Source organism: Gloeotrichia echinulata CP02, from assembly GCA_038087035.1.
Taxonomy (GTDB): Bacteria; Cyanobacteriota; Cyanobacteriia; order Cyanobacteriales; family Nostocaceae; genus Gloeotrichia; species Gloeotrichia echinulata.
On sequence record CP051187.1, the window covers coordinates 1,970,025 to 1,993,877 of the forward strand.

Genomic DNA, 23,853 nt, shown 5'->3' on the forward strand with positions numbered 1-23,853 from the left:
ATGATTATTAATTTGCAAACTGAGAAAACCAGCGATACCATTCTCTATTCATATACTTAAGCTTCATTTGATTATTTATATAATGAGTCAATATAAAATGCTGAGGAAAATTATCATCAGATGCTACATAATAAGCATCAGGTAAGCCAATCGCATTTTTGATCTGGGCAAAAATTAGTGCCAGTAAGGTTTGCTCAAGAGTAATCGGATTATGCTGTTCGGGAATGTCCATTAAAGTTTTAGTCCAAGACTCAACCAAATCCCAATCAATTTCTGTCTTACCCAAGAAAAAAATACCTGCATTGAAATGTGGAATTGGCTGGATTCCAGTAGATGCAAAAATTTTGGTGGTATCACAAATAAAACCCCAGAATTCTGGAACGTTATTCTGCACCATAAAAAAAGCTTTTTTGTTGTTATAAAATTCAATTAATTCAGACGGATATTGCCAAAAAATCATGTCACTATCCAAGTAAAGCTTACCTGGAGATAAGATGTTGATATCTATAAGTTTTCTCATTTGGACAAATCTTGTACGTGCAGTCCATAAAGCTGGATAGCTTGTTTTTGGCAGAACAGGTTCTAAATTGGCTTCTGCTTGTGCTTTGGTTATTATACAAGTCTGGGGAAATAGCCTTTTTAATAGCTGAATTCTTTCAAGGTTGAGTGTGCCATCATCATAAATAGTGAAATGCGGGACATGCTCAATAACATGTACTAGTGACAATGCACAAAGCACAGTTTGATGCCAATATTTTTCACCTGTCATAAAGGTGATATCTATATCTATATCAGGGAATTGTGGAGCCTGAATAAACTGCAATTTACTTTTTAATTGATTTTCACCGTAACGGGCTAAAAGTAAATTATAACGAAACCAAATTGTTGCATTTGGTTGATAATAAAATTTATATAAAATTTTCCCAAGCTTGAGTTTTTTGGCTAGTTGACTAACCTGAGTTATATTCATAAATTGCTTTTCTGTTTCAATACTTCTAAACCTTCTAACATCCCACAAGCACCTTGCCAATTCACATAGTTAGCACGACTTTTCCACGCTTTATAGCTAATAAAAGCTTTTATTTTTCTGGGTATAACACTCCAACTGGGAATTTTTTTCCAAGGTCTAATATGATGAGCATCTAACACTTGAACCCAGGAACGTGAAGAGGCAAAGTTTAGGCGAGCAAGATACTCTTTGGTCAGGCGATTGGCAGAAATCAGATGAGTGAGTTTAAGTTGTGGGAAGTAACCGACTGACCAACCAGCGTCTAAAATGGTCAGGTTGATGTCACAATCGCCACCAGATTGAAGGCTTTTTCCTGTGCGATCAAGCGCTAGTCTACTGTGATCACTTAAGATACAGCTAACGTAGAACTCTGCGGCTTTTCGGCGTAATGCCATACCTGCACCAATTGGTGCAAATACAGGATGAATTTTTTCAAAATTAGATGTTTTTTCATAAGCATAAATTTGGACATCATCTCCTAAATCTCGCAATGCAAGACAACCCCAAAACTGTTTAATCCAGGGATCTGGTTCTACTTCAAATTCTGGCAGTGATTTGCCGCCAATTGCGCCTAATTGCGGATAGTTATTAAAAATTTCAACGATGTCTTTGAGGTAATTGCTACAGAGAACATTATCATCATCAACGAATACCAAATAATCGCCTGTACTTGCCTGAATTCCAGCAATTCTTGCCCGTGTTAGTCCCAGACGTTCTTCTCGGATAATTTTTGTTTTCGGATGCCAGGAGAGGTCTAAATTCGCAAATAAATCTGGATCGTTAGAAGCATTATCAACAATTAACAAATGCCAATTGCTGTATGGTAAAGACTGCGAGATCAAACCATACAGAGTTCTTTGCAATCTAGTTAAATTAGGATTATGAGTTGGAATAATGACTGAAATTAGAGGTATCATGTGCGTGTCTTTACAACTTTTGCCGGAACACCTATAGCGATCGAATAAGGTAGTAGATCCTTGGTTACAACAGCACCAGCACCTACGACACAACCATCGCCGATTGTGACTCCTCCTAAAACGGTAACTCCTGCACCAAGCCAGACATCTTTACCTATAGTCGTAGGCATCAAAATATCAGGTTGCCAACGAATATGTTGCGCTTGCTCAGGAATTGTATGATTGGAGGAAAGAATGCGACAGTGCATTGCAATCAAGGAGTCTTCACCAATTATCACACCACCGTGACCATAAATAACGGTGTAAGGACCAATAAAAACATTATCTTGAATTGCGATACTTCCTCCCCAAGCCTGTAAAATCACACCCTGTTCTAATTTGACGTTTGGTGATAAATAAATTTCACCAGTAAAGCCATTAGAAAATCCGAGTTGAGCTAAAACTTGCCTACCTATAGAGCAAGAAGAATCCAATTGCACTCCGCTGAATCTCAGACGAAAACGCTCCCACCTATTTATCAGCTTTAGTTGTAGTTTTAATAACTGCTTAAACACGAGTAATAGCTAAATAAACTTGTTTGTTAAAACTTGCCATATCTGACGCAGTTTACTACCTATACCAAGACGAAATCTGATTCGTGAAATTAAGCTTGGCTGACCAATGGGAATTGTATTTTTCCAAGGTGTAGCGTGAAGATATTTTTCGTACTCATGTTTGAATGGATGTTTACAACCATAATACCAAGGTTTTGAACTACCACCTCCTATGAAGTGAACAATTGCTGGATCAACTTTGGCTTTGAGATAATTAAATTTTGTGTATTTCTCTTGGTACAGAGAACTGATTGGCACTTCTTCATCATCCATAAATACTTGTGAGTTCCATGTTAAATCTATAGGCAGCCAAGAATTATGAAGGAGGATATTTAGAACATCTTGATCCCACCATTGCAGTTTTTCACGTTGTTGACGAATTAGTTCACATCCTCGTTCAAAAATCTTTAATTCCCGCCAATATTCAAGGTTGATTAACATTAATCCGGAATTGAAATAAAGGGAATTTTCTGGTAAACCTATTTTTTTTGGATAATCATCCATACCTATAGCAATAGTTGCTGCATGGGTAAAATTTCCAATATCAATTTTCCATAAATCATCTATTTTTCTCCTAAAAATTATATCTGAGTCTATATATAATACTTTTTCTAACTCAATAGGTAATACTTCAGTTATTGATAATCTAAAGTAGGCAGCAATAGATATATGATGGCTAATAGGTGCTTCTTGAAAGCTATCTTTATCTATTTTAATAAAATAAAACTTATGTATATTCGGGGTTAGGAATATCTCTAATTTTTGAAATTCCTGAGATTTGATGCTGTCAGTAATGATATAAACTTCAAAAACTTGAGTGGGATTATTTTTGAATAATGATGTTAGCATGACTGCACAGTGCTGTGCATATTTATCATCTATTGTACAAACAACGCTAATACTCATAATACTTTTTATTTTTTTAAATTTATTAGTAAAAATAGATTACAGATGGCAGATTACAATTTACTACCCACTTTCAAGCCTTGATAGCGTGAATACAGCCAACTAGGTAGCAATAAAGTAACCCGATTGCGAAGTCCATGCTTTTTGACTAATCTGTACCAGTGGTACAGCCGTTGAGTCAAGGGCATAAATTTTAGATAAGGTTGAATTGCCAGAGTAAAATTGAAGTACCAGCCATGAACATTGGGTAAGAAAACATCTGGCTCACCCAGAAACATCTGATCCTTGGGAGCCAACGGTGCAGTTACAGGGGTGAGTGTAATAGCACGAGTATAGAGATTTTCTAAAGCAGGTTGCCAATTGCTTGCCCAGTGTGTCTGTGCTATTTTATTTTTGGTTGCTTCCCCTAGGGAAAGTCTAAATTCTTGATCTTCGATCAACTGCGTTAGACAATCTGTATACTCTTCAAGGTTCCGCACTCTAATTAGATTACCTGTTAACCCCGGCATATCAGCACCAAGAATTTCGGAAGCATCGCAAGAGTAAGGATAACGGCTTACCAAAGGTACACCATAGCTTCCAGCCTCTAATAGGGATGTAATGGAAACAAATGGAAACGAGTCAACATAAATGTCAGCAGCCTGGTAATATATAGCAGTATTCTCAGTTTCGGCGATCGCTCTAATTCTGCCTTCTGTTTGCTCAATGGCTGTTGACCAATCCTCTGGATTGTTAGCACCCACAACCAACAGACAAGCATTTTTGTATTTTTCTAGGATAGGAACATGTGCATCTGCAAAGTTCATGCCATTGACAGATCTATTGTACTTAACAGATCTAGCTATTGAGAGCAATACGATAGTATCTTCTTGAATACCGATCTGTTGTTTGGCTTGCACGCGAGAAAGTTTTCGGTCAGTAGGTTCTACAATGGTAGGCAGAAGTACGTTGCGTTGTGGCTCAATACCCCGACGTTGCTGTGATAAGCGCATACCAGACTCACGCAAATTAGCAACCACATCGCTGATACTAGCACCTAGCCAAAACAGGTGATCCGCATGATCCAAAAATATCACTGGTGGAGATTGCTCTTTATTCGCAAAAGCAATCATGGGAATCACATCTTGGTTATATACGTGCAGTACAACCACATCTACTGTTGCGGCAATTTCCCGTAGCTCTTTAGCTCGAGAAATCAGGCCACTAGCTAACTGGTTCAACATGTATATCTTACCGTTACTCTTGCTCACAGAGTCTTTCAAGATTTGCGGTACATTATTTGATTCCTGCTTTGTCAAAGCTACTGAATGGGTACTCTCGGTATCCTGCTGAATCCAGCGCCAAAGCATCTTGGAAAGTCCACCAATGGACATCACAGATGTACACACATGCAATATCTTCTTTGGTCTTTGAGATATTGAGGGATTTTGACTCGGATAACTATTGCATTTGATAGCTTGTTGTCCAATCTTTAAGAGGATTTGCTCAAGCTCAAAGCTGACAAATAAACCACAGGGTTGTGCACATGTAAACCAAGCTGCGATCTCTCCATAAACCGCAGCTTCTTCATACTTTCCCCGCTGAACCAGCGCTTTCGCCTGCGCCACTAGGCTATTAAACACTTCAAAGTTTTGGGGAATCAGGCGACTACCTTCTTCTCGCCATAGGCTTAGTGTATCTTGAGATGTTGTTTCCATTGTCAACGAATTCCTAAATCTGACAAACCTTTTTCAAAACCTCAACCACCCGTTCCTGTTCTTCCTCGGTCATTTGATGAAACAATGGCAAAATAATCGCCCGTTCCTGCGCCTGCTCGCTCTCACTTAAGCGCTGACAACTTCCTATTTCGCAATGACAATCTTCCTTGACAACACCACATGACCAAGGTTCTTTTTGATAAGCACTTTCCCGATGAGCGCACATAATTCCCCGACGTGTAGACACCCCAGCATCTAACATCGCCTGCATTACTTGCAGTTGGTCACACTTCTCTGGTAACCTAACGCAGAAACTTTGCCAGTTACTCTTTGCCCAATCTGGTTCTGTGGGTAACTTCAATCCCGGCACATCTGCGAGCAATTCCTGATATCGCTGTGCTAAATAACGCCGACGTGCCACAATTTCCGGTAGGCGTTTGAGTTGTTCCCGTCCAACGGCTGCTTGAATATCAGTCATGCGGTAGTTGTAGCCCAACATGGGATATGACTCAAATATCACCTGTTTAGCACCGTGGCGGACTGTATCTGGTACACTCATCCCATGTTGTCGCCAGAGACGAAACTGTTTATCCCATTCAGGATTAGATGTAGTCAGCATCCCCCCATCGCCAGTGCTAATAACTTTCCGGGGGTGAAAGGAAAAACAGGCGATATCCCCATGTGGTTTACCAATTTTCTCCCAGTTTCCATAGGAGAGAATTTCACTGCCGATCGCACAGGCTGCGTCTTCAATTACTGGTAAATTGTAACGGTGAGCAATTTCTAAAATGGCTTTGAGGTCGCAAGGCATTCCGATTTGGTGGACTACCAAAATCGCACGGGTGCGTTCGTTAATCACATCCTCAATTAACATCGGGTTGATGTTATAGCTCTGTGGTTCGATATCCACAAATACTGGGATCGCCCCACAGTAGCGGATGCTGTTGGCGGTGGCAATATAGGAATGGCTGACGGTAATTACTTCATCTGTTGGCTGCACACCTACAGCTAACAAGGCCAAGTGCAACGCTGTAGTACAATTAGATACAGCGCAAGCGTGCTTTGCACCGACATAAGCAGCAAATTCCTGCTCAAAGGCCGCAACTTCAGGTCCTTGTGTTACCCATCCAGTGAGGATTGGACGCTTTGCCGCTTCTGCCTCAGCTTCCCCCATCCAAGGTTTAGCAATTGGAATTGTTTGTATTTTTTCAGACATTAGTAGCTTCCTTTGTCAGCTTTTGTTCCCGCCACCAACTTACTAACCGCCGCAATCCCTCTTCTAGGGAGATTTCTGCCTCAAAACCGAGTAATTTCTTGGCTTTGCTCACATCTGCTAGTCGGCGGGCTACGGGGTTGACTTTGCGTTCTGGGCCATATTCTGGTTGTAAATCTGACCCCATCACCTTAGCTAAACTATAAGCTAGGTCATTCAGGCTACTTTCTACACTACTGGCAATGTTAAATACGTCATCAGTAACATCCGCTTTGGCAGCCAAGATATTCGCTCTAGCAATGTCTTCGATATACACAAAGTCCATTGTCTGTTTACCATCACCGAAAATCAATGGCGGCTGACCTGCGGCGATGCGCTCCATCCAACGAATTAGCACTTCCGTATATACACCGTAAATATCCATTCGCGGTCCGTATACATTAAAGTATCGCAACGCGACATAATTCAGCCCATACATATCGTAGAAACTGCGTAACAATCCTTCATTAAAGGTCTTGGCTGCACCGTAGATGGTGCGGTTATTGTAGGGGTGATGGGATTCCGTGGTGGGAAATTCCTCCGCCATACCATAAATTGATGCTGATGAAGCAGCTACTACCTTTTTTACCTTCGCTTTTACCGCTGCTTCCAAAACATTGAAGGTCCCATCTGCTAAAACTTCTAAGGCTAAACGCGGTTCTTCAGCACATTGGGTAATGCGAATTGCGGCTTGATGAAAAACTATATCCACACCTTGCATCACTTCCCCAAGGAGTTTTTGATCGCGGATATCGCCTTCCACAATTACCAATGGACCTTGCTCTTTTGTCCAGGCGAGGTTTTTCAGTTGTCCACGGGTGAAGTTATCTAAAACAATAATTTCAGATACTCCTTCTTTGACTAACAAATCGGCAATATGGGAGCCTACTAGACCTGCACCACCGGTAATTAATACTCGACTATTTTGCATCTTCTTTTAGTTTGGTAATTTCTGCTTCCAGGATTTGAATATGATTTAGCAAATCGGAAATGCGTAAACCTAAAGTGGTTTTCACAGACTTAATTATATTTGCTGCTGCTGTTCTTTCTTCTGGTGCCAATTGCACTTGCAAAATTCTCAGCACGCCCTCACCTGTGAGAACATCAACAAAACCTTCTGTTTTAGATCTGCCAATGACTCTTCCGGGAATGCGTCCTACATACTTGGGGGGATGATCTACATACTTGGCTTGCCAAATCAGCAACTTTTTGCCTTCAAAGTAAGTATAAGCACCAGGAAAAGGCGGGGCTAATGCCCGAATCAAACAATCTATGCTTCTGGTGGAACCTGACCAATTAATTTCACCATCTTCGGGAAGGCGAGTACAACAATAAGTAGCTTCAGCGTTATTTTGCTCTATGCCTTCATAGCCATTCCAGGAATTTACAACTGTTTCTCCTAAATGTTGCCTCTGAATTTGATTTAACTTCTCATATAATACCCCAACAGTGTCATCAACGTGAATCGGAATTAATTGCTGAAACAAAATATTCCCCTGATCTAAATCAGGTGAAATTTTATGAATACTTATCGCTGCACAAGGTTCATCATTAATCATCGCCCAATTAACGTTGGCACGTCCCCGATATTGGGGTAATGGCGAATAATGAACATTGATAAATGTAGAGAGTTCAATCAGTGATGGTGGCAAAATTTGATTATAGGAAGAAACTACCACACAATCAGGCTGAAATTTTAAAATGAGTGCTTTAATTGCTTTTTGTGAGGTATCTGGAAAGATGGGAATATTCAGTTGCTGTGCTAGATTCACCACAGGGTCTTCTGTATTCAATGTGGTGTCTATATTTCTCGCCACTGCTTGCACATGACACTGGGAAATTAATGATTCCAAGGCACTCAAGGTGGTCGTACCAATACCAATCAGCAGTACATTCACAATTTTCTACCCCCTCACAGCAGTTGCACAAATTCCAGCCCTGAGTCTTGAGACTGCAAGGAATGTCGCCAAATGACTTCAGCCGCTTTGAGTCCTCCTGTTTGCAGACGGACAATTGGTTCTGGCCCCACTGCTGATGGTAAGATGCCCATATGTCCATGCTCTGGTTCAATTTCCGGGGTGAAGGGGATGTTATGCCAGACAAAAGCAGACCGCTCGATGTCACCCCAGTACTGGGCTACCAGGGTCCCTGTCCAATATTTGGCAATTATCGCCGCATCCCTAGCCGACAGTATTGGCTCTACTCTTGGTTGCAAAGCTACTAGAATGGCATCGTAGATTTTATCTGTCGGTGCAGCAGCGAGCAGGTCAAAAGTGTCCACAGTCGCACCTGCTTGTACTAAACCACGTTCAATAAAGCTCTCAAAAGGGTTGTCGCACAACAATAATATATTACTTGTGTAAACTGCGATACCTGCATCTAGCAAGAGCTTGACTGCCATGATTCCCAGAAAGGAAAATACGTCAACTGCTGGATGCCTTTCGTTGACTCCTGCTACCTGGATACCTTTGAGGCGACAGGCGATGAGATCCACGTCTTCTGGTCTAAACTCCCAGGCTTCATACATTAAACCAATGACTGCTGTGGGCTTCATCCAGCCAATCATTTCGGTATTAATGGGGCGGACGTGTCCACTGTTGGTAATGATGTCTACTTGAGCGACGATATCTTCAGTTTTTTCAGTGATAAATTCAATTTGCCCACTCACCCCAGCAATTTCAGCTAGTTGCTCTGTCAGTGCTTTCACTTGCTCTATAGTGCCATAACGGCTACTCTGGGTGAGGGCAAACACTTTTTCTGCTCCTGCGATAGCGGCAATAACAGGTGTGACTGCATAGGCTCCAGTCGCTGCTTCTGTCAGAATGATCGCCTTTTGCAATTGTAAATCGCAACGCTCGATAGCCTGACGCATCAACCAGACGAGGCGATGGGGGTTTAACCCAGGACGGCGATCGCTCATTCAACTGACACTCCCTGAAGAATTTTCTGGAGACTTTCGCTAACAGTGCTAATTTGTGCAGCGGTGAGTTCAGGATACATGGGCAGGGATAGGACTTGTCTAGCGGCTAGTTCTGTGTGGAGAAAATCACCACACTGATACCCTAAATCGGCGTAGGCTGTTTGCAGGTGGACAGGGATGGGATAATGAATACCTGTTTGAATGCCCAGCTGATTTAGCTCCTGTTGTAGCCGTTCCCGCTCGATAGTTCGCACGGCGTAGATATGGTAAACGTGGCGATTGTGAGGCAGTGCTATGGGTGTAGTGATGGCAGAGTTTGCCAAGAGTTGATTATATTGTGCTGCATGTGTGATTCTGGCTTCTGTCCACGCTTCGATGTAACGCAACTTCACCCGTAAAATAGCGCCTTGGATGCCATCCATGCGATAGTTATAACCCTTGAGGACATGGTGATACCTCCGTTCTTGACCCCAGTCCCGTAGCATCTGCATGGTGCGGGCATATTCGGGATTATTGGTAACTACCATGCCTCCCTCTCCGTAAGCACCTAAGTTCTTACCAGGGTAAAAGCTAAAACAACCAATGTCGCCTATACTACCTACGCGCTGACCCTTGTACTCGGCACCATGAGCTTGGGCTGCATCTTCGATCACAATCAAACCATGACCACGAGCAATTTCTAAAATTGGCTCCATATCCGCTGGTTGACCGTATAAATGTACAGGCAGAATGGCCTTAGTACGTTCAGTGATCGCTTGTTCTATTTTGGTGACATCGATTGTGTAGGAAACCGGGTCAATATCTACGAAAACTGGTGTGGCTCCGGTATAACAAATTGCTGCTGCTGTAGCAATGAAGGTGAAAGATACGGTAATTACTTCGTCACCAGTACCAATGCCAGCGGCTAATAATGCTAGATGGAGGGCGCTAGTACCTGTATTGACAGCGATGCCATAATCAGCATTGCAGTAATCTGCAAACTCTTGTTCTAAAAGTTTTACTTCATTACCTAAGATGAATTGGGTACTTTCTAGGACTTTTAAAACGGCGGTGTCTATTTCGTCTTTGATGCTCAGGTACTGAGTTTTGAGATCTACAAATGGAATCACGCTGCTACCTCTGCTAGGTTCAGTTCAATTAATCGGCCTTGTTTCTTCATAGACTCGGTTGCAGCTTCGAGTATTCTCACTACCCGCATTCCTGCTTCCCCATCGGTAATGGGGCGATCGCCTTTTTGAATGCAATTGATGAAGTGTAATCCTTCTGTCCGCAGTGCTTCTGTTATATCTAACTTGGGAGACCACATATCTCCTGTACGATAACCAATTAACATTTGGTACACGCTTTCGGAATTGCCATTGAGGGTAATTCCTTTGTCGTAAATCTTCAGCTTCTCGCTAGGTTCCAAGTCATCGTACACAATCATCCGTTGACTACCACCAATTAGTGTGCGGCGCACTTTCACTGGTGCTAGCCAGTTGACATGAATATGAGCAATTAAGTTATTCTCAAAAAATAAGGTCAAGTAAGCGATATTTTCGGGTTCTCCTGATACATGACTGATGCCACAAGCTGAAACAGCATAGGGCTGGGATGGTAAGACATAGTTCATGATGGAAAGGTCGTGAACTGCCAAATCCCAGATGACATTGACATCATGCTGAAACAGTCCTAGGTTGACTCGTACAGAATCGTAGTAGTAAATATCGCCTAGGGTCTTGGTGGCAATTAGGTCGTGCATTTTGCGTACAGCACCTGTATAAACAAAGGTGTGATCTACCATCAGCACTAGGCGGCGTTTTTCTGCTTCCTCAATCAAGCGCATTGCTTGCTCTGAGGTCGTGGTTATCGGTTTCTCTACGAGTACATGCTTCCCAGCCTGTAATGCGGCTAAGGCTAAGTCAAAGTGGGTGGAAACTGGTGTGGCGATCGCCACTGCGTCAATTTTGGAGTCTGTAAATACTTCTTGACAATCTGTGGTGACTTCGATGGTTGGATAGCGAGCCTGCACCTTTGCTAATAGTTCTGGTTTAAAATCGCAGACTTTTGTGACCTTTGCACCTGGAATTTCGGCGAAATTTCTTACCAGATTAGGACCCCAATAACCATAGCCAATTACTGCGATATTAATCATGATTTTGTTTCCTATTGATTTTAATTAATCAAAATTTATTGAACTAGCAACCACCGTCTGTAAAAGGTGATTATATTATGTGGCAATACTTTAAGTAATTCTTCTGATATTCCTGTGTTTTATCAAGGCAAAACTTATCTACCTGATGCTACCTTCTGGGAGGTTAGCTAAAACTGCTTGTGATTTCCGTGTTTTGGGAGCGATTGCGAACATCACCTATGGTACGTGCGGGGACTCCCACCACAATTGCATAATCAGCAACATCGTGAGTGACTACGGCTCCAGAACCAATTATGGCTTTTTCCCCAATAGTTACCCCTGGTAGGATGGTAGCGTTACTGCCAATAGATGCACAGCGCTTTACTACGGTCTTGATTGGATACCAGTCATCGTCAGTTTTCAAGGTGCCATCTTCATTGGTTGCACGGGGATAAAGGTCATTGGTGAACATGACTCCATGACCAATAAACACTTCATCTTCAATGATGACGCCCTCACACAGAAAACTGTGTGATGAAATTTTACATCGATCCCCTACGCTGACATTTTTCTGGATCTCCACAAATGTACCAATCTTCGTGTCATCGCCAATCTCGCAATCGTAGAGGTTCACGAGATTAGGATGAAAAATCTTGACGTTTTTGCCTAACTTTACGTTATCATTTATTGCCATTTATCCTCATCCTTTTACTTATTCAAAATCTCTTCCAAATATTATTATGATATTTTCTCTACAGATTCCCAAATAACATCTTCTAAATAAGTACATTCGTCATGTTGCCATTGATACTCTGGGCGCTCAAAATTGTGCATGGTAATTTCAAACTGGCAAATATATTTGAGGCTTTCTAGTAAAGTGTCGCTGCGACGTTCAGACAACCAAGTTATTAAGCTGTATGCACCCATGTAGAGCCGAAATTTAGGAATTTCACAGCGAAGAATAAATGTTCCTGCTTCCTGACGAAATGGAGCTTGAGGTTCGTAAAACCAGTTAATACAAATGGGTTGTTGTAAAGAATTTACTACTTGAAATGAAAACCACAAACTTTCATGGGGTTTAGTTATGTGTAGCGCAAATTCAAAGGTAATTGGTTCTCCCCAACTGTGAATCCCTGCACCTTCAGAAGTATGTGCCTTTACCCAAGCTAGATAATTGCCAGTTTTGTTTTCCGGCGCTTGGTAATAACCTCGTGGTTGAGAATCATCTTTTTGATCAGTAAGATATAACTGCACGGCTTTGTTAGTATTACCATCCCACTGAACATCACCTTTGGACAGCAGTATGCAACGTTTAGTCAGCTGGGCAATAGCTGGCATACTATGACTAACGAACAAAACTGTGCGTCCTTCTTTGGTTGCTACATCCCCCATTTTGCCTAAACATTTTTTCTGAAATGCGGAATCGCCAACTGCGAGAACTTCATCAACAATTAAAATTTCCGGCTCCAGATGTGCTGCGACCGCAAAGGCTAGGCGGACATACATCCCTGATGAATAGCGTTTTACCGGGGTGTCTAAAAACTTCTCTACTTCTGCAAAGGCGACAATTTCATCAAATTTCTTTTTAATTTCAACTCTACTCATCCCTAAAACTGAGCCGTTGAGATAAATATTCTCCCTTCCTGTCAGTTCTGGGTGAAATCCCGTCCCTACTTCTAGCAGGCTGGCGACTCGGCCTTTAATGGCGATGCGTCCCTTAGATGGTTCGGTGATCCGGCTCAAAATTTTTAAGAGCGTCGATTTCCCTGCACCGTTGCGTCCAATAACGCCAATGGCTTCACCTTGTTTAATCTCAAAAGAAACATCATTCAATGCCCAAAATTCTTCTGAAGCTGGATTGGGAATTTTTTTACCAGCAGAGTTGCTAAATTTCTTGGCCAGCGACTTAGCTCCATCAGCAATTACATCACGTAGAGCTTTGTAGTTGGCTCGCCCGGAACTCTCCTGTTGATGACTAATTATATATTTTTTGGCGAGACTTTCTACCCGAATTACACTATCAGACATCTGCTTGTCCACTCCTTTCTAAATTACGTCAGCAAACGTCCGTTCCATTCTGCGGAAGTACCAAATACCACTTGCGAGCAAAAGTAAAACTAATGCCAAAGATAGTGTGAACCCCGGCCAATAAATTTTGGCATCTCCACCTATAATCGCCCAGCGGAAACCATCAATGACGCCCACCATTGGGTTCAAAGAATATAGGAAGCGCCACTGTTCTGGCACTATACTGCTACTAAAACCTACTGGTGATATATATAATCCAAACTGCATAATAAATGGCACAATGTAGCGAAAGTCTCGGTATTCGACATTTAACGCTGCTAGCCACAGCCCAACTCCCATCGAAGCGGCAAAGGCTATACTGATAAATAGCGGTAGTGTCAGTATCCGCCAATCGGGAACAAAGTTATACCAAGCCATTAGCCCCAACATAATCATCCCCGAAATCATGAAATCTACAAAGCTGACAATTACAGCGCTGATGGGGACAATTAGACGTGGGAAGTAAACCTTTGATATCAGATTGCTATTACTAATTAAACTACCACTGCACTCTCCTAAGGCATTGGCAAAAAATTGCCAAGGTAACATCGCCGCAAATACCAGAATCGGATATGGTGCGCCCTCTGAAGGTAATTTTGCTAAGTTGCCAAATACCACGGTGAACACTACCATTGTTAAAAATGGTCGAATCAGCGCCCAAGCTATACCAATCACGGTTTGCTTATAGCGGACTAAAATATCACGCCAAGCGAGAAAATATAAAAGTTCCCGATAGCGCCACAGGTCTTGCCAATATTGGCGCTCTGTGCGTCCAGCTTCAATTACCAACTCAGGCTTTGAGACAATCTCTTGACTACTCATCCTAGCTTTAAACTCCAAACTGGAAATCTTTAATAGTTCCAAATCACATAGTCAAACATAGTCAGACTTATGCAATTTAGCTTTAAGCGACTCTACTTTCAGCATGGACACGCTTAAATAGTGGAGTTATCCGCCTTGGATGTACTACCTGACACCCCCTATCCCTTAGAATAGACTGGAGACAGTCAAATCCTTCAGGATTACTTTTTCTGCCGATGTTGTACCCTGCGTTCACGTCGGCATGAATCTTCAAACCATTTTTACTGATATACCACGCACGTTTGACACGTTTTCCTGAGAATACATGCTTGATCTTGTTGTTAGGTTGATAAGTTGGGATGATGTCCCAATCAATCGCTGAAGCCTTACTTATTTTGTTTAAAGTTTTATCATACCGCGATAACCGACCATCTTTGCTTACCTCAGCGTAAACTCTCCCACAGAAGGATTCCCCTCAGAATTAATCACCCCTGTAACCTGCTGCCACAGGTTTTGTGGCGCTATGGAGATTTCATAGGTGCGATCATCACACTTACGGACGTGATACCACTTAGTTTGTTGACAGTGGTAACACCAGAAAGCTTCTAACCATTCTCCCTTTATCGGGATGGCAGTTTTATTTGCTACCAGCATCAAGGCACTTCTGCGACTCATACCTCTTTGCTGTAACTGTCCTGGTTGATCGGCAAATATTGGATATTTCTGACTCGTGCTATCCAGATAACAGCCATGAATTGGACAGTATATGGCTCGTCGTTTTGTACGTTGCCGATTTCGGTCACACCTTCTCTGCACTTCGACCTCCCACATTGATCAATAGACACACCCATCAGGAAGGTTACGCTGGAGGGACTGAGATCTAAAAGACCATCGAAGCCCATCTCCTAAAATTCACCGAGGCATATTCAATTAGAGTCAGTAAGTCGGCGCAAATAAACCTTACAGGCAATGGTTGTCATTTGTCATTGGTAAGGATTGTGGCATATTTACGTTTTGTAGTTTTGCTTATTCCCACCGACTTACTTGGATTGAGAAATACTCTATCAGATGAGGTTAATTTACTATCAGCTTTACTTACTAATTAATCAAGATGATTTACCAAGTAATCTAAGTTTGATAACTTTGCTTTCAGGATTTTTCAGATAAAATTTGTATCCTCAAAAAATTATAACATTTATAGTGAAGATAATATCCTCTTCATTTGAATCAAAATCATCCTCAAATCTAATCCTTTCCTTATTTAAACCTCTGTCACCCTCAAAACTACAATCATCACACCAAAAACACCGTTTTTTAGTGACAGAGTTTAAGTCACAAGCCTAATTATACAGTTGTAATTGACCAGCAGCACTAGAACCGCCAAACTAAAGCTAGAAAATGCTTATTTTGTCGTGCTTTGGGACATAGTCATCACTGTATCAGAATCAGGTATTAGCGCCTGCTGTAAAACATCAAGGTATTGTTGAGAGATAATCCTCGGCGTGAAATGCGATCGCAAATACTGACGACCTGCTCTGCCCATTTTCTCACCTAGTTGCTGATCCCGACTGAGCAAGCGAATAAATTCAGCCAGATTCAAACTATCTCCATTATCAAATGTACAACCGCATTTAGCTTCGGAAATAAATTGTCTCAGGTAAGAAGACCTCGAACAAATCACTCCTACTGGTCTTCCAGATGCTAAAGCTGAGTAAAGCTTGCTAGGAACAACCAAACTTTCACTAGATGCATCGACACTTACCAATGACAAATCACACGCTGTTAGCGAATAGGGCAATACTTGCTTATCTTGATACGGCAGAAATAAGAAATTGTTCAGCCCTAATTGATTGACTTGTTTGATCACATCATCACGTTTTGCGCCACCGCCAATGCACACAAACTGAATTGGCTCATCTTGCAAATATTTTGCCGCTTCTAGGATAGTATCCATATCATGACAGCGCCCCATGTTACCGGAGTAGAGTACGGTAAATTTGTTCACGAGGTTATGCTTCCAAGCAAACCAGTTTTCTTGCTTGGCAATGGGCATAATCTGCTCAGGGTCTGCCCAACTGTGAATCACAGAAATTTTATCAGCTATCTGTGGACAATTTGCCAGCACCTGTTGTTTCATCCCCGGACTGAGAACCACAATTCCCTTGGCGTTGAGCCAAATCTGTTGATTGAGGTTCTGCCAAAGTCGCACTAGCCAGTTATCCTTTGAGACTACCCCTAGAGCAATGGCAATATCGGGGTATAGGTCGTAGAGTATGCAGACATAAGGAAGTCGAAACAAGAGATAAGCCAAATATCCTATTACTGGCAAAAACGGTGGAGCCGTGGTCAATAATAATACATTGCTACGACGCCAAGTCGTCAGCATATGGAGTGCTGCACGCAAAGTGTACAGCACCCCATTGACAGCTTTACCGCGAATCCGACCTGGCCAGAGTTGCGCTGTTCGCGATCGCTGAATTCGCACTTTACCCAAATTTTCAATCCCTGGAGCGCTAGAAGAATGAAATGCGTATCCAGGTTGGCTGGTAAAAACCTCAATATCTACCCCTTGCTGCCCTAAATTTCTCACGAGTTCTTCAATCAATTGTCCCGTAGCAGCGTAGTCTGGTGGGAAGAATTGGGTGATAACAGACAATTTGATAGATTGCTGAGTTTTTTGAGAATCCTGGTTTTGAGTCTCTATCTCAGTAGAAATGGATTGCAAAAATTTTTGATTAATCCATTCATTAAGTCTCATCGGCTATATCCTACTGTAGAAATTTTGTTTATGACACCACTGATCTGTTCAATCCATTAGTTTCCATCACTGGGCTTTCTGGATTGAGACATATATTCGCTAGACTCTATAACCATCTATTAATCAACTCATTTGCTAAAGGTTCCTCAATTTCATATATATATTATATGAATGCCCTAGCAATAGAGTAGATTAATACGCATCTGCTGACAACTTTGTATAAGCGGTTATTTTTGATAGAAAAATAGCCAATGCAAAAATAACTCTGATACGGACAAGAAAGTTTTATATGTTCAAGTTACTTCATGGTTCACCAGCTTTACAGGTTTGTACGAAACTTTTGTATTTCAAAAAGTTAACAAGGTAAAACTAGTAGTGGTAACTAGAACTTTAAACTACCGTTTGCTGAACAATACTTCACTTCGAGCCTTTTGCATCTGACTTGAAGGGATTGTTACATCATTACCAGACTAACTTAAATTTTTGTTTTCTTCATGAAATTTTTACCCTATATTAGCTTCTAGTTTTTTATAACATGTAACTGTCAACTAGATTACTTTGTTTTTTGATTGACTTTGATACTTCATCAAAAATTTATTTTGCCTAAATATGCTTAAACAAAATCTTTACAAAGATAGATATTTAGTCTCTGTAATTTTTATAGTTTCTCATGCTTTTTGTTATATAAAATAGAACAAAGCATTATTGAGTAATCCGTTAATTTACGAGCAAAAAATATTCTAAGCATAATGTCGAGATCCTGATTGCAACACAACTGCATCAACATTTTTCAGTATTCTTTACTACTTTAACACATACTTACAAGACTATTTATAATTGTTAATTATCTAGTACGTATCGACGAAAATCCGTTAATCTGAAAATTATTCATGTAATTTAAGTACATGATAAATAAATGGGCATAAATAAACATAACTTTGCAGCCAGGCTATAAACATCACACCAAAATTTCTCGACGAAGCTTATCCAAGCTTGATAAGGGTTTCAGGAATCTAAGTAACAATGATTTCAAAAACTAGAGTTCATACTGTAAAGTGATGCTTATATAAAGCCGAGTTATATCTGAAGCTGCCAATTACAGCAAACTGAAACTTTTTCTATTTCTTTAGAGATATATAAATATATCTAATATAAGCTTGCCTCCTTCATTCCCACTAGAGGTTGATGCGGTCGGATATTCAGATGGAAATAAGCAATACCATATTTATCTAAAAAAATTGTATACTTTTAAACGATGATGGAGATATCACGACTTGTTTATCTAGTAATTAGTACCACACGTTGTAAATAAGGCTACCGTTTTCAACGTCCACAAGTATTGATATATCAACCTTTTGACTTTTGGCGAATGCCTAGCTTTACTAGGACTCAAAGTGGCAGACAAAGCTACAATCTTACTTATCTGACCGTCTCAAACCGATGAAGAATTTGGCAATAGTGAATCCTGAAAATCTCCCAGCCGACGAGTATTAGGCTTTTAACCCTCCCTAGAATTGTATAACATGGATTCTATCCTCTGTGCTTTAGGTATATATTAATTCCAATCAACAGATTATCTTCTTGTAAAAGAATTTCGATGGGCTTGTGACTACCTAAGCTAAGAGTACTCCCTACTTTCAATTACTGCCTCATCCAAATTGTCGATTTTAGCTTAAGATCTCTGAATACAAGGTTGTTCTCGCAAACAATACTAAGTCGTTTCAATTTGGTATCACCCACAATTTATCAAACCGTCGTATAAAATTTTCACCCTACTTATTAAAGTATTAAGAATATGATAGAGAATTCCTCTTCTCAAGCCTCAAGTTCTGACCCTAGTAGAAACTTTGTATCCCCATTTATTCAGTCTCAATCTTTGTCTGAAGGGCAAAATGAGGAATTTAATTTCCCTGTATTTATCGGGATTATCAGGCGACGAGCATTAGTGATTACCGGGGTAGCGATTGTGGCAATGGTAGCTTCTCTTGTCTACCAGAAGTTAAACCAGAAACCACTACAATATGAAAGCAATTTTCAGCTATTAGTGGAACCAGTGAATGATGACAACAAAGTGGCGGATGTTGTCGCCGAAAATAACTCTGGTAATATGAGGGGTCTAGATTACGACAGCCAAATTCAGGTTCTCAAAAGTCCGGAAATACTGGGAAGCATTATTCAGCAGTTGCATACTTCCTATCCAGATATCAACTATGATTCTCTACTCCAAGCGCTAACTATTAATCGCTTAGGTGAAACCAAAATTATAGACGTTCGCTATACCAGTAATGATACCAACAAAATTAAAGTAGTTCTGGACAAAATTTCTCAGGAATACTTGGATTACAGTCGGGAAAAGCGACAAACAAAATTACGTCAAGGGATTAAGTTTGTTGAAAAAGAACTCCCATTTATCCAAAATCGAGTTGATCATATCCAAAAAGAACTGCAAATTTTCCGGCAAAAAAACAGATTTAACGACCCAAATACCGAAGCAGAGAGAATTTCTACCCAAATAACCACTTTATCTGAGAAACGGCAAACTGTTGATTTACAGCTAGCACAAGCTCGCGACAATATTGCTCTGCTTCAAGGAGAAGATGGAAAAATAGCAGCGCTAACTAATGCTCCGCTGTATCAACAGTTGTTGCTTCAAGTCCGCCAATTGGAGACTCAGATTGCGACTGAATCAACTCGCTTACAAGAAGAAAATCCCAGTATTCAAGGCTTGAAGGAGAAAAGGGACAGTTTATTACCTTTGCTAAACCTGGAGGCTCAACGGGTTTTAGTGATAAAATTTGCAGAGTTACAGACTCAATTTCAAACTCTCGAAGGACAAAGCCAAGAAATGGCTAGAGTTCAACAAGAATTGGAACAAAAACGCAAAGAATTGCCAATGTTGGCACGACGATACACTGAATTACAACGGAAGTTACAGGTAGCAACTGAGAGCCTCAATCGCTTCCTAAATACCCGCGAAACGCTGCAAATTCAGATATCTCAGACCGAGCTTGGTTGGCAATTATTACAGGCGCCAATTCAGCCAAATAACCCGATTTCTTCTTCAAATATTAAAGGGGGTTTGTTAGGAGGATTGGCTGCTAGTATTGCTGTAGGTATTGGCGTGGCCTTACTAATTGAAAAAGTTGACAAGAGCTACCATAGTGTTGATTCTCTCAAGGAGAATGTCAAGTTACCATTGTTAGGAAATCTTCCCTTTGAAAAGCAACTCCAGAGTAGTCAATCCCGCATTCGCAAATCAGGAACTCCCATAGTTAGAGTCCCAAATTTACTTACTGATGGTATTCCTGGGTCAGTTGCTACACAGGATAAAGACTACAGAAAATATTCACCAAAATTTCTGGAAGCTTTACGAGTACTTTATACAAATATTCAACTCCTCAGTTCAGATCGCCAGATTCGCTCTGTAGTTATCAGTTCAGCAATCGCTGGTGACGGTAAATCTACGGTCGCGTTCCATCTAGCTCAAATAGCTACAGCAATGGGACAACGAGTATTACTTGTGGATGCTGATTTACGCCAACCCACAATTCACACCCTATCAGATTTAAATAACAAATGGGGATTGAGTAATTTAATTACGACAAACTTACCAATGGGAGAAGTGATCCGCGAACTTCCTTCTATGAACCAATTATCTGTGATCACCGCAGGACCAATACCCCCTGACCCCACTAAGTTGCTCTCATCTGAAAAAATGAAGCGACTGATGACAGATTTTCATAACAGCTTTGATTTTGTGATTTATGATGCACCCCCTTTGGTTGGACTGGCTGACGCTAGCCTCATAGCACCCCACACAGATGGGATTTTGCTGGTGGTGAAAATTGATAAAACAGAGTCTGGGGTGATCCAACGAGCTTTAGACCGCTTGACAATTTCCCGAATCAATGCATTAGGTATGGTTGCCAATTGTCAAAAAAGCGACTTCAGCGGTTATTAGAAAGATATAAATTTATAGGGATAGCTGCTGTTGGTTTTTATTCAGATTCTATCAGTAGTTTGTTACTGCTGAAGACAAATATTAACAGCAGTGCCTGGATCTGCCAAGGTGCTAAAACCAAGCTGACAAGGAGACTGATAAGTGCAAATACACCAGCAATATAAGCAATTTCATCAGTGCAATTTTTGACAAAATAGCCAGTTAATAGTCCAGTAAAAAGCGGAATCAAAAAAAACAAAGGCATATTTAATAACCTCAGAATTTGACTGTGCTAATTGTACATCTAGCGACAATATGCTTTATCCAAAATACCAACGCAGATGATGAAGATTCTGCAATGATCTGGTAAGCTAGCTTAACACTTTATGCTAACAGTGGAATAACCATCTAGCATATTACCTTAAGAAGTAGCTTTTTTAACTTAGACCCCCGATGCTGAACATTCCTCAATTACTCGCAACTGAACTAGATCTCAAACCCTATCAGGTGCAAAACGCGCTGGAACTTTTGGCGGAGGGTGGGACAATTCCCTTTATTGCACGTTACCGCAAAGAGCGCACTGGCGAGATGAATGAGGTCCAACTGCGCGATTTATCTGATAGATATACTTACTTAACAGAATTGGAAGAACGCAAATCGGTGATTTTAAATGCGATCGCCACACAAGGTAAACTCACTGATGAACTCCAAGGGAAAATCGCCTCCTGTTTACAAAAAACCGAGCTTGAGGATTTATATTTACCCTATCGACAAAAACGACGCACCCGCGCCACTATCGCCAGAGAAAGAGGACTCGAACCCCTGGCTGAGTTTATCAAGTCCCTGAATGTCAATAATTCTGTATCAGTTTCCTGGGAAGACGAAGCAGGGAAGTATATTTCGGAAACCCTAGGAGTAAAAACCGCAGAAGAAGCGCTCAAAGGTGCTGCTGATATCTTAGCAGAAGAGGTAGCAGATAAAGCTGAGTTTCGAGCATATTTGCGGGAATTTCTCTTAGAAGAAGGTGTGTTTGTCTCCCGGATTAAAGATGATTATCCAGAAGGGACAACGAAATTTGAGATGTACCGTAATTATCAAATTCGAGTGAAAAATATTGCTCCCCACAATATATTGGCATTGTATCGGGGTGAAACTGAGGGAATATTAAACTTTGAAATTTCCTTTGATAATGAAGTAGTACTCTCTTATTTGGAAGCGCAGGAAATTAAAACAAAAGTTCGCAAACTGCGTGATTTTTATCAGGCGATGTTAAAGGATGCATTTAACCGCCTCATGAAAGCTTCTCTCATCGGAGAAGTTATTTCCCAGAAGAAAACCTACGCGGATATTGAATCTATCAAGACGTTTGAAGCTAATCTCCGTGAGTTATTATTATCTGCACCGGCGGGGTTGAAACCAACTCTGGCGGTAGATCCGGGGTTTAGAACTGGGTGTAAAGTTGCAGTATTAGACCAAACGGGCAAATTTTTAGAATACCAGGCGGTATTTCCTCATCAAGCGGCTGAACAACGCACAAAAGCCGCGCAAACTATCAAAAATCTGATTGAAAATTACAAAATTGAGTTAATTGCAATTGGTAATGGTACAGCTTCCCGCGAGACAGAAGAATTTGTCGCACAAGTACTGCAAACTATCGAAGCAAAACCAATTAAAGTAATGGTAAATGAGTCGGGAGCATCTATATATTCTGCCAGTAACGTGGCAATTGAAGAGTTTCCCAATTTAGATATTACCGTACGCGGGGCAATTAGTATTGGTCGCCGGTTGCAAGATCCTTTGGCGGAACTTGTGAAAATTGATCCGAAATCCATTGGCGTGGGACAATACCAGCATGATGTCGATCAGAAATTACTGAAAAAGAAATTGGATGAAACTGTAGAAAGCTGCGTCAACTATGTGGGTGTGGATTTAAATACGGCTTCTAAACAACTGCTCACCTTTGTTTCTGGGATTACAGCCACAGTTGCCAATAATATTGTGACATATCGTAACGAACATGGTACCTTTAAAAATCGTCGCCAACTCTTGAAGGTGCCAAAATTGGGACCCAAAGCCTTTGAACAAGCGGCTGGTTTTCTGCGAATTCGTAATGGTGAGAACCCCTTGGATAATACAGCAGTGCATCCAGAAAGTTACTCCCTAGTAGAGGCGATCGCATCTGATTTGAATGTACCATTAAATCAGGTGACACAAATTGGCGAAAAACTGCAAAAAATTAATTTGAAGAAATATGTCACCGATACTGTAGGCGAACCAACACTACGTGACATCCTCCGCGAACTAGAAAAACCTGGTAGAGATCCCCGTGCTGAGTTTAAGTATGCCACCTTCAAAGAGGGAATCACAGAAATTAAAGATTTGCAGGTGGGAATGGAACTAGAAGGTATGATCACAAATGTCGCCAACTTCGGTGCATTTGTCGATATCGGAGTTCATCAGGATGGGTTAGTACATATCTCCCAACTTGCTGACAGATTCGTTGATGATCCCAAGAAAATTGTTAAAGTGGGACAAGTTGTGAAAGTCCGGGTATTGGAAGTCAACGAAAAACTGAAACGGATTAGTTTGTCGATGAAATCAGTCAAGCAATAAATTATCCGTAAGTGCGATAGGGTAGGGTACGTCAGTACTAATAATTTTTGGCGATGTCAAGGGTTTATCGCTGCTGACGCACCCTACATTACATACATATGGGATATTTTTTTATTTGTCAGTCCCTTATCGGACGTATTTGACGCCATCGAATGGGTAAAATCACCCCAAAGATAGAAAATAAAAATAGGTGACTCTCGTAATCTTAAGAAGAGATGGCAGTTTATCAAAAATCTGGGTCTAAAACCCCGTCGTTCCACGACGGCT

19 protein-coding genes are annotated in these 23,853 nt (G+C 41.0%); 2 read left to right on the top strand and 17 right to left on the bottom strand.

Going from position 1 to position 23,853, the window contains the following annotated elements; all coding sequences use genetic code 11:
* Positions 1 to 7: 7 nt before the first annotated feature.
* The 16 genes from HEQ19_08685 to HEQ19_08760 form a co-directional block, all read right to left on the bottom strand.
* On the bottom strand, positions 8 to 970 hold the full coding sequence (locus tag HEQ19_08685) for a glycosyltransferase (protein ID WYL99593.1): 963 nt from the start codon (positions 968 to 970) through the stop codon (positions 8 to 10).
* Positions 967 to 1,926 carry a glycosyltransferase gene (locus HEQ19_08690; GenBank protein ID WYL99594.1) on the bottom strand — a complete coding sequence of 320 codons (960 nt, stop codon included), beginning with the start codon at positions 1,924 to 1,926 and terminating at the stop codon, positions 967 to 969. The genes HEQ19_08685 and HEQ19_08690 overlap by 4 nt, the downstream gene beginning before the upstream one ends.
* On the bottom strand, positions 1,923 to 2,405 hold the full coding sequence (locus tag HEQ19_08695) for an acyltransferase (protein ID WYM03317.2): 483 nt from the start codon (positions 2,403 to 2,405) through the stop codon (positions 1,923 to 1,925). The genes HEQ19_08690 and HEQ19_08695 overlap by 4 nt, the downstream gene beginning before the upstream one ends.
* Before the next feature lie 84 nt (positions 2,406 to 2,489).
* Positions 2,490 to 3,425, bottom strand: a complete 936-nt coding sequence (locus HEQ19_08700; GenBank protein WYL99595.1) for a glycosyltransferase family 8 protein — start codon at positions 3,423 to 3,425, stop codon at positions 2,490 to 2,492.
* Between the two features lie 53 nt (positions 3,426 to 3,478).
* Positions 3,479 to 5,122, bottom strand: a complete 1,644-nt coding sequence (locus tag HEQ19_08705; protein ID WYL99596.1) for a glycosyltransferase — start codon at positions 5,120 to 5,122, stop codon at positions 3,479 to 3,481.
* Between the two features lie 13 nt (positions 5,123 to 5,135).
* On the bottom strand, positions 5,136 to 6,338 hold the full coding sequence (locus HEQ19_08710) for a DegT/DnrJ/EryC1/StrS family aminotransferase (protein WYL99597.1): 1,203 nt from the start codon (positions 6,336 to 6,338) through the stop codon (positions 5,136 to 5,138).
* Positions 6,331 to 7,305 carry an NAD-dependent epimerase/dehydratase family protein gene (locus tag HEQ19_08715; protein ID WYL99598.1) on the bottom strand — a complete coding sequence of 325 codons (975 nt, stop codon included), beginning with the start codon at positions 7,303 to 7,305 and terminating at the stop codon, positions 6,331 to 6,333. The genes HEQ19_08710 and HEQ19_08715 overlap by 8 nt, the downstream gene beginning before the upstream one ends.
* Positions 7,295 to 8,272 (bottom strand): methionyl-tRNA formyltransferase, encoded by a 978-nt coding sequence (locus tag HEQ19_08720; GenBank protein WYM03318.2) that lies wholly within the window; start codon positions 8,270 to 8,272, stop codon positions 7,295 to 7,297. Before HEQ19_08720 ends, HEQ19_08715 begins: the two co-directional genes overlap by 11 nt.
* 14 nt (positions 8,273 to 8,286) lie before the next feature.
* Positions 8,287 to 9,294 (bottom strand): hypothetical protein, encoded by a 1,008-nt coding sequence (locus HEQ19_08725; protein ID WYL99599.1) that lies wholly within the window; start codon positions 9,292 to 9,294, stop codon positions 8,287 to 8,289.
* Complete coding sequence (locus HEQ19_08730; protein ID WYL99600.1) at positions 9,291 to 10,403, bottom strand: DegT/DnrJ/EryC1/StrS family aminotransferase; 1,113 nt, start codon at positions 10,401 to 10,403, stop codon at positions 9,291 to 9,293. The genes HEQ19_08725 and HEQ19_08730 overlap by 4 nt, the downstream gene beginning before the upstream one ends.
* Positions 10,400 to 11,428, bottom strand: a complete 1,029-nt coding sequence (locus tag HEQ19_08735; protein WYL99601.1) for a Gfo/Idh/MocA family oxidoreductase — start codon at positions 11,426 to 11,428, stop codon at positions 10,400 to 10,402. Before HEQ19_08735 ends, HEQ19_08730 begins: the two co-directional genes overlap by 4 nt.
* A gap of 163 nt (positions 11,429 to 11,591) precedes the next feature.
* Positions 11,592 to 12,101 carry an acyltransferase gene (locus HEQ19_08740; GenBank protein WYL99602.1) on the bottom strand — a complete coding sequence of 170 codons (510 nt, stop codon included), beginning with the start codon at positions 12,099 to 12,101 and terminating at the stop codon, positions 11,592 to 11,594.
* Positions 12,102 to 12,145: 44 nt separating this feature from the next.
* Positions 12,146 to 13,435: a polysaccharide ABC transporter ATP-binding protein gene (locus HEQ19_08745; GenBank protein WYL99603.1), complete on the bottom strand. Its 1,290-nt coding sequence runs from the start codon at positions 13,433 to 13,435 to the stop codon at positions 12,146 to 12,148.
* A gap of 18 nt (positions 13,436 to 13,453) precedes the next feature.
* A complete protein-coding gene (locus HEQ19_08750; protein WYM03319.1) occupies positions 13,454 to 14,296 on the bottom strand; it encodes an ABC transporter permease in 843 nt (280 codons plus the stop codon).
* Between the two features lie 417 nt (positions 14,297 to 14,713).
* Positions 14,714 to 15,091, bottom strand: coding sequence for a hypothetical protein (locus HEQ19_08755; GenBank protein WYL99604.1), 378 nt, complete (start codon positions 15,089 to 15,091; stop codon positions 14,714 to 14,716).
* A gap of 586 nt (positions 15,092 to 15,677) precedes the next feature.
* Positions 15,678 to 17,033, bottom strand: a complete 1,356-nt coding sequence (locus HEQ19_08760) for a glycosyltransferase family 4 protein (GenBank protein ID WYL99605.1) — start codon at positions 17,031 to 17,033, stop codon at positions 15,678 to 15,680.
* 1,798 nt (positions 17,034 to 18,831) lie between these two features.
* On the opposite strand from HEQ19_08760, the gene HEQ19_08765 reads away from it, so the two are divergent.
* Positions 18,832 to 20,994: a polysaccharide biosynthesis tyrosine autokinase gene (locus HEQ19_08765; protein WYM03320.1), complete on the top strand. Its 2,163-nt coding sequence runs from the start codon at positions 18,832 to 18,834 to the stop codon at positions 20,992 to 20,994.
* A 37-nt stretch (positions 20,995 to 21,031) separates the two neighbouring features.
* On the opposite strand, the gene HEQ19_08770 is transcribed toward HEQ19_08765, so the two are convergent.
* Positions 21,032 to 21,238: a hypothetical protein gene (locus tag HEQ19_08770; protein ID WYL99606.1), complete on the bottom strand. Its 207-nt coding sequence runs from the start codon at positions 21,236 to 21,238 to the stop codon at positions 21,032 to 21,034.
* Between the two features lie 188 nt (positions 21,239 to 21,426).
* Between HEQ19_08770 and HEQ19_08775 the strand changes: the two genes are divergently transcribed.
* Positions 21,427 to 23,586 (top strand): Tex family protein, encoded by a 2,160-nt coding sequence (locus tag HEQ19_08775; protein WYL99607.1) that lies wholly within the window; start codon positions 21,427 to 21,429, stop codon positions 23,584 to 23,586.
* Positions 23,587 to 23,853: the final 267 nt, after the last annotated feature.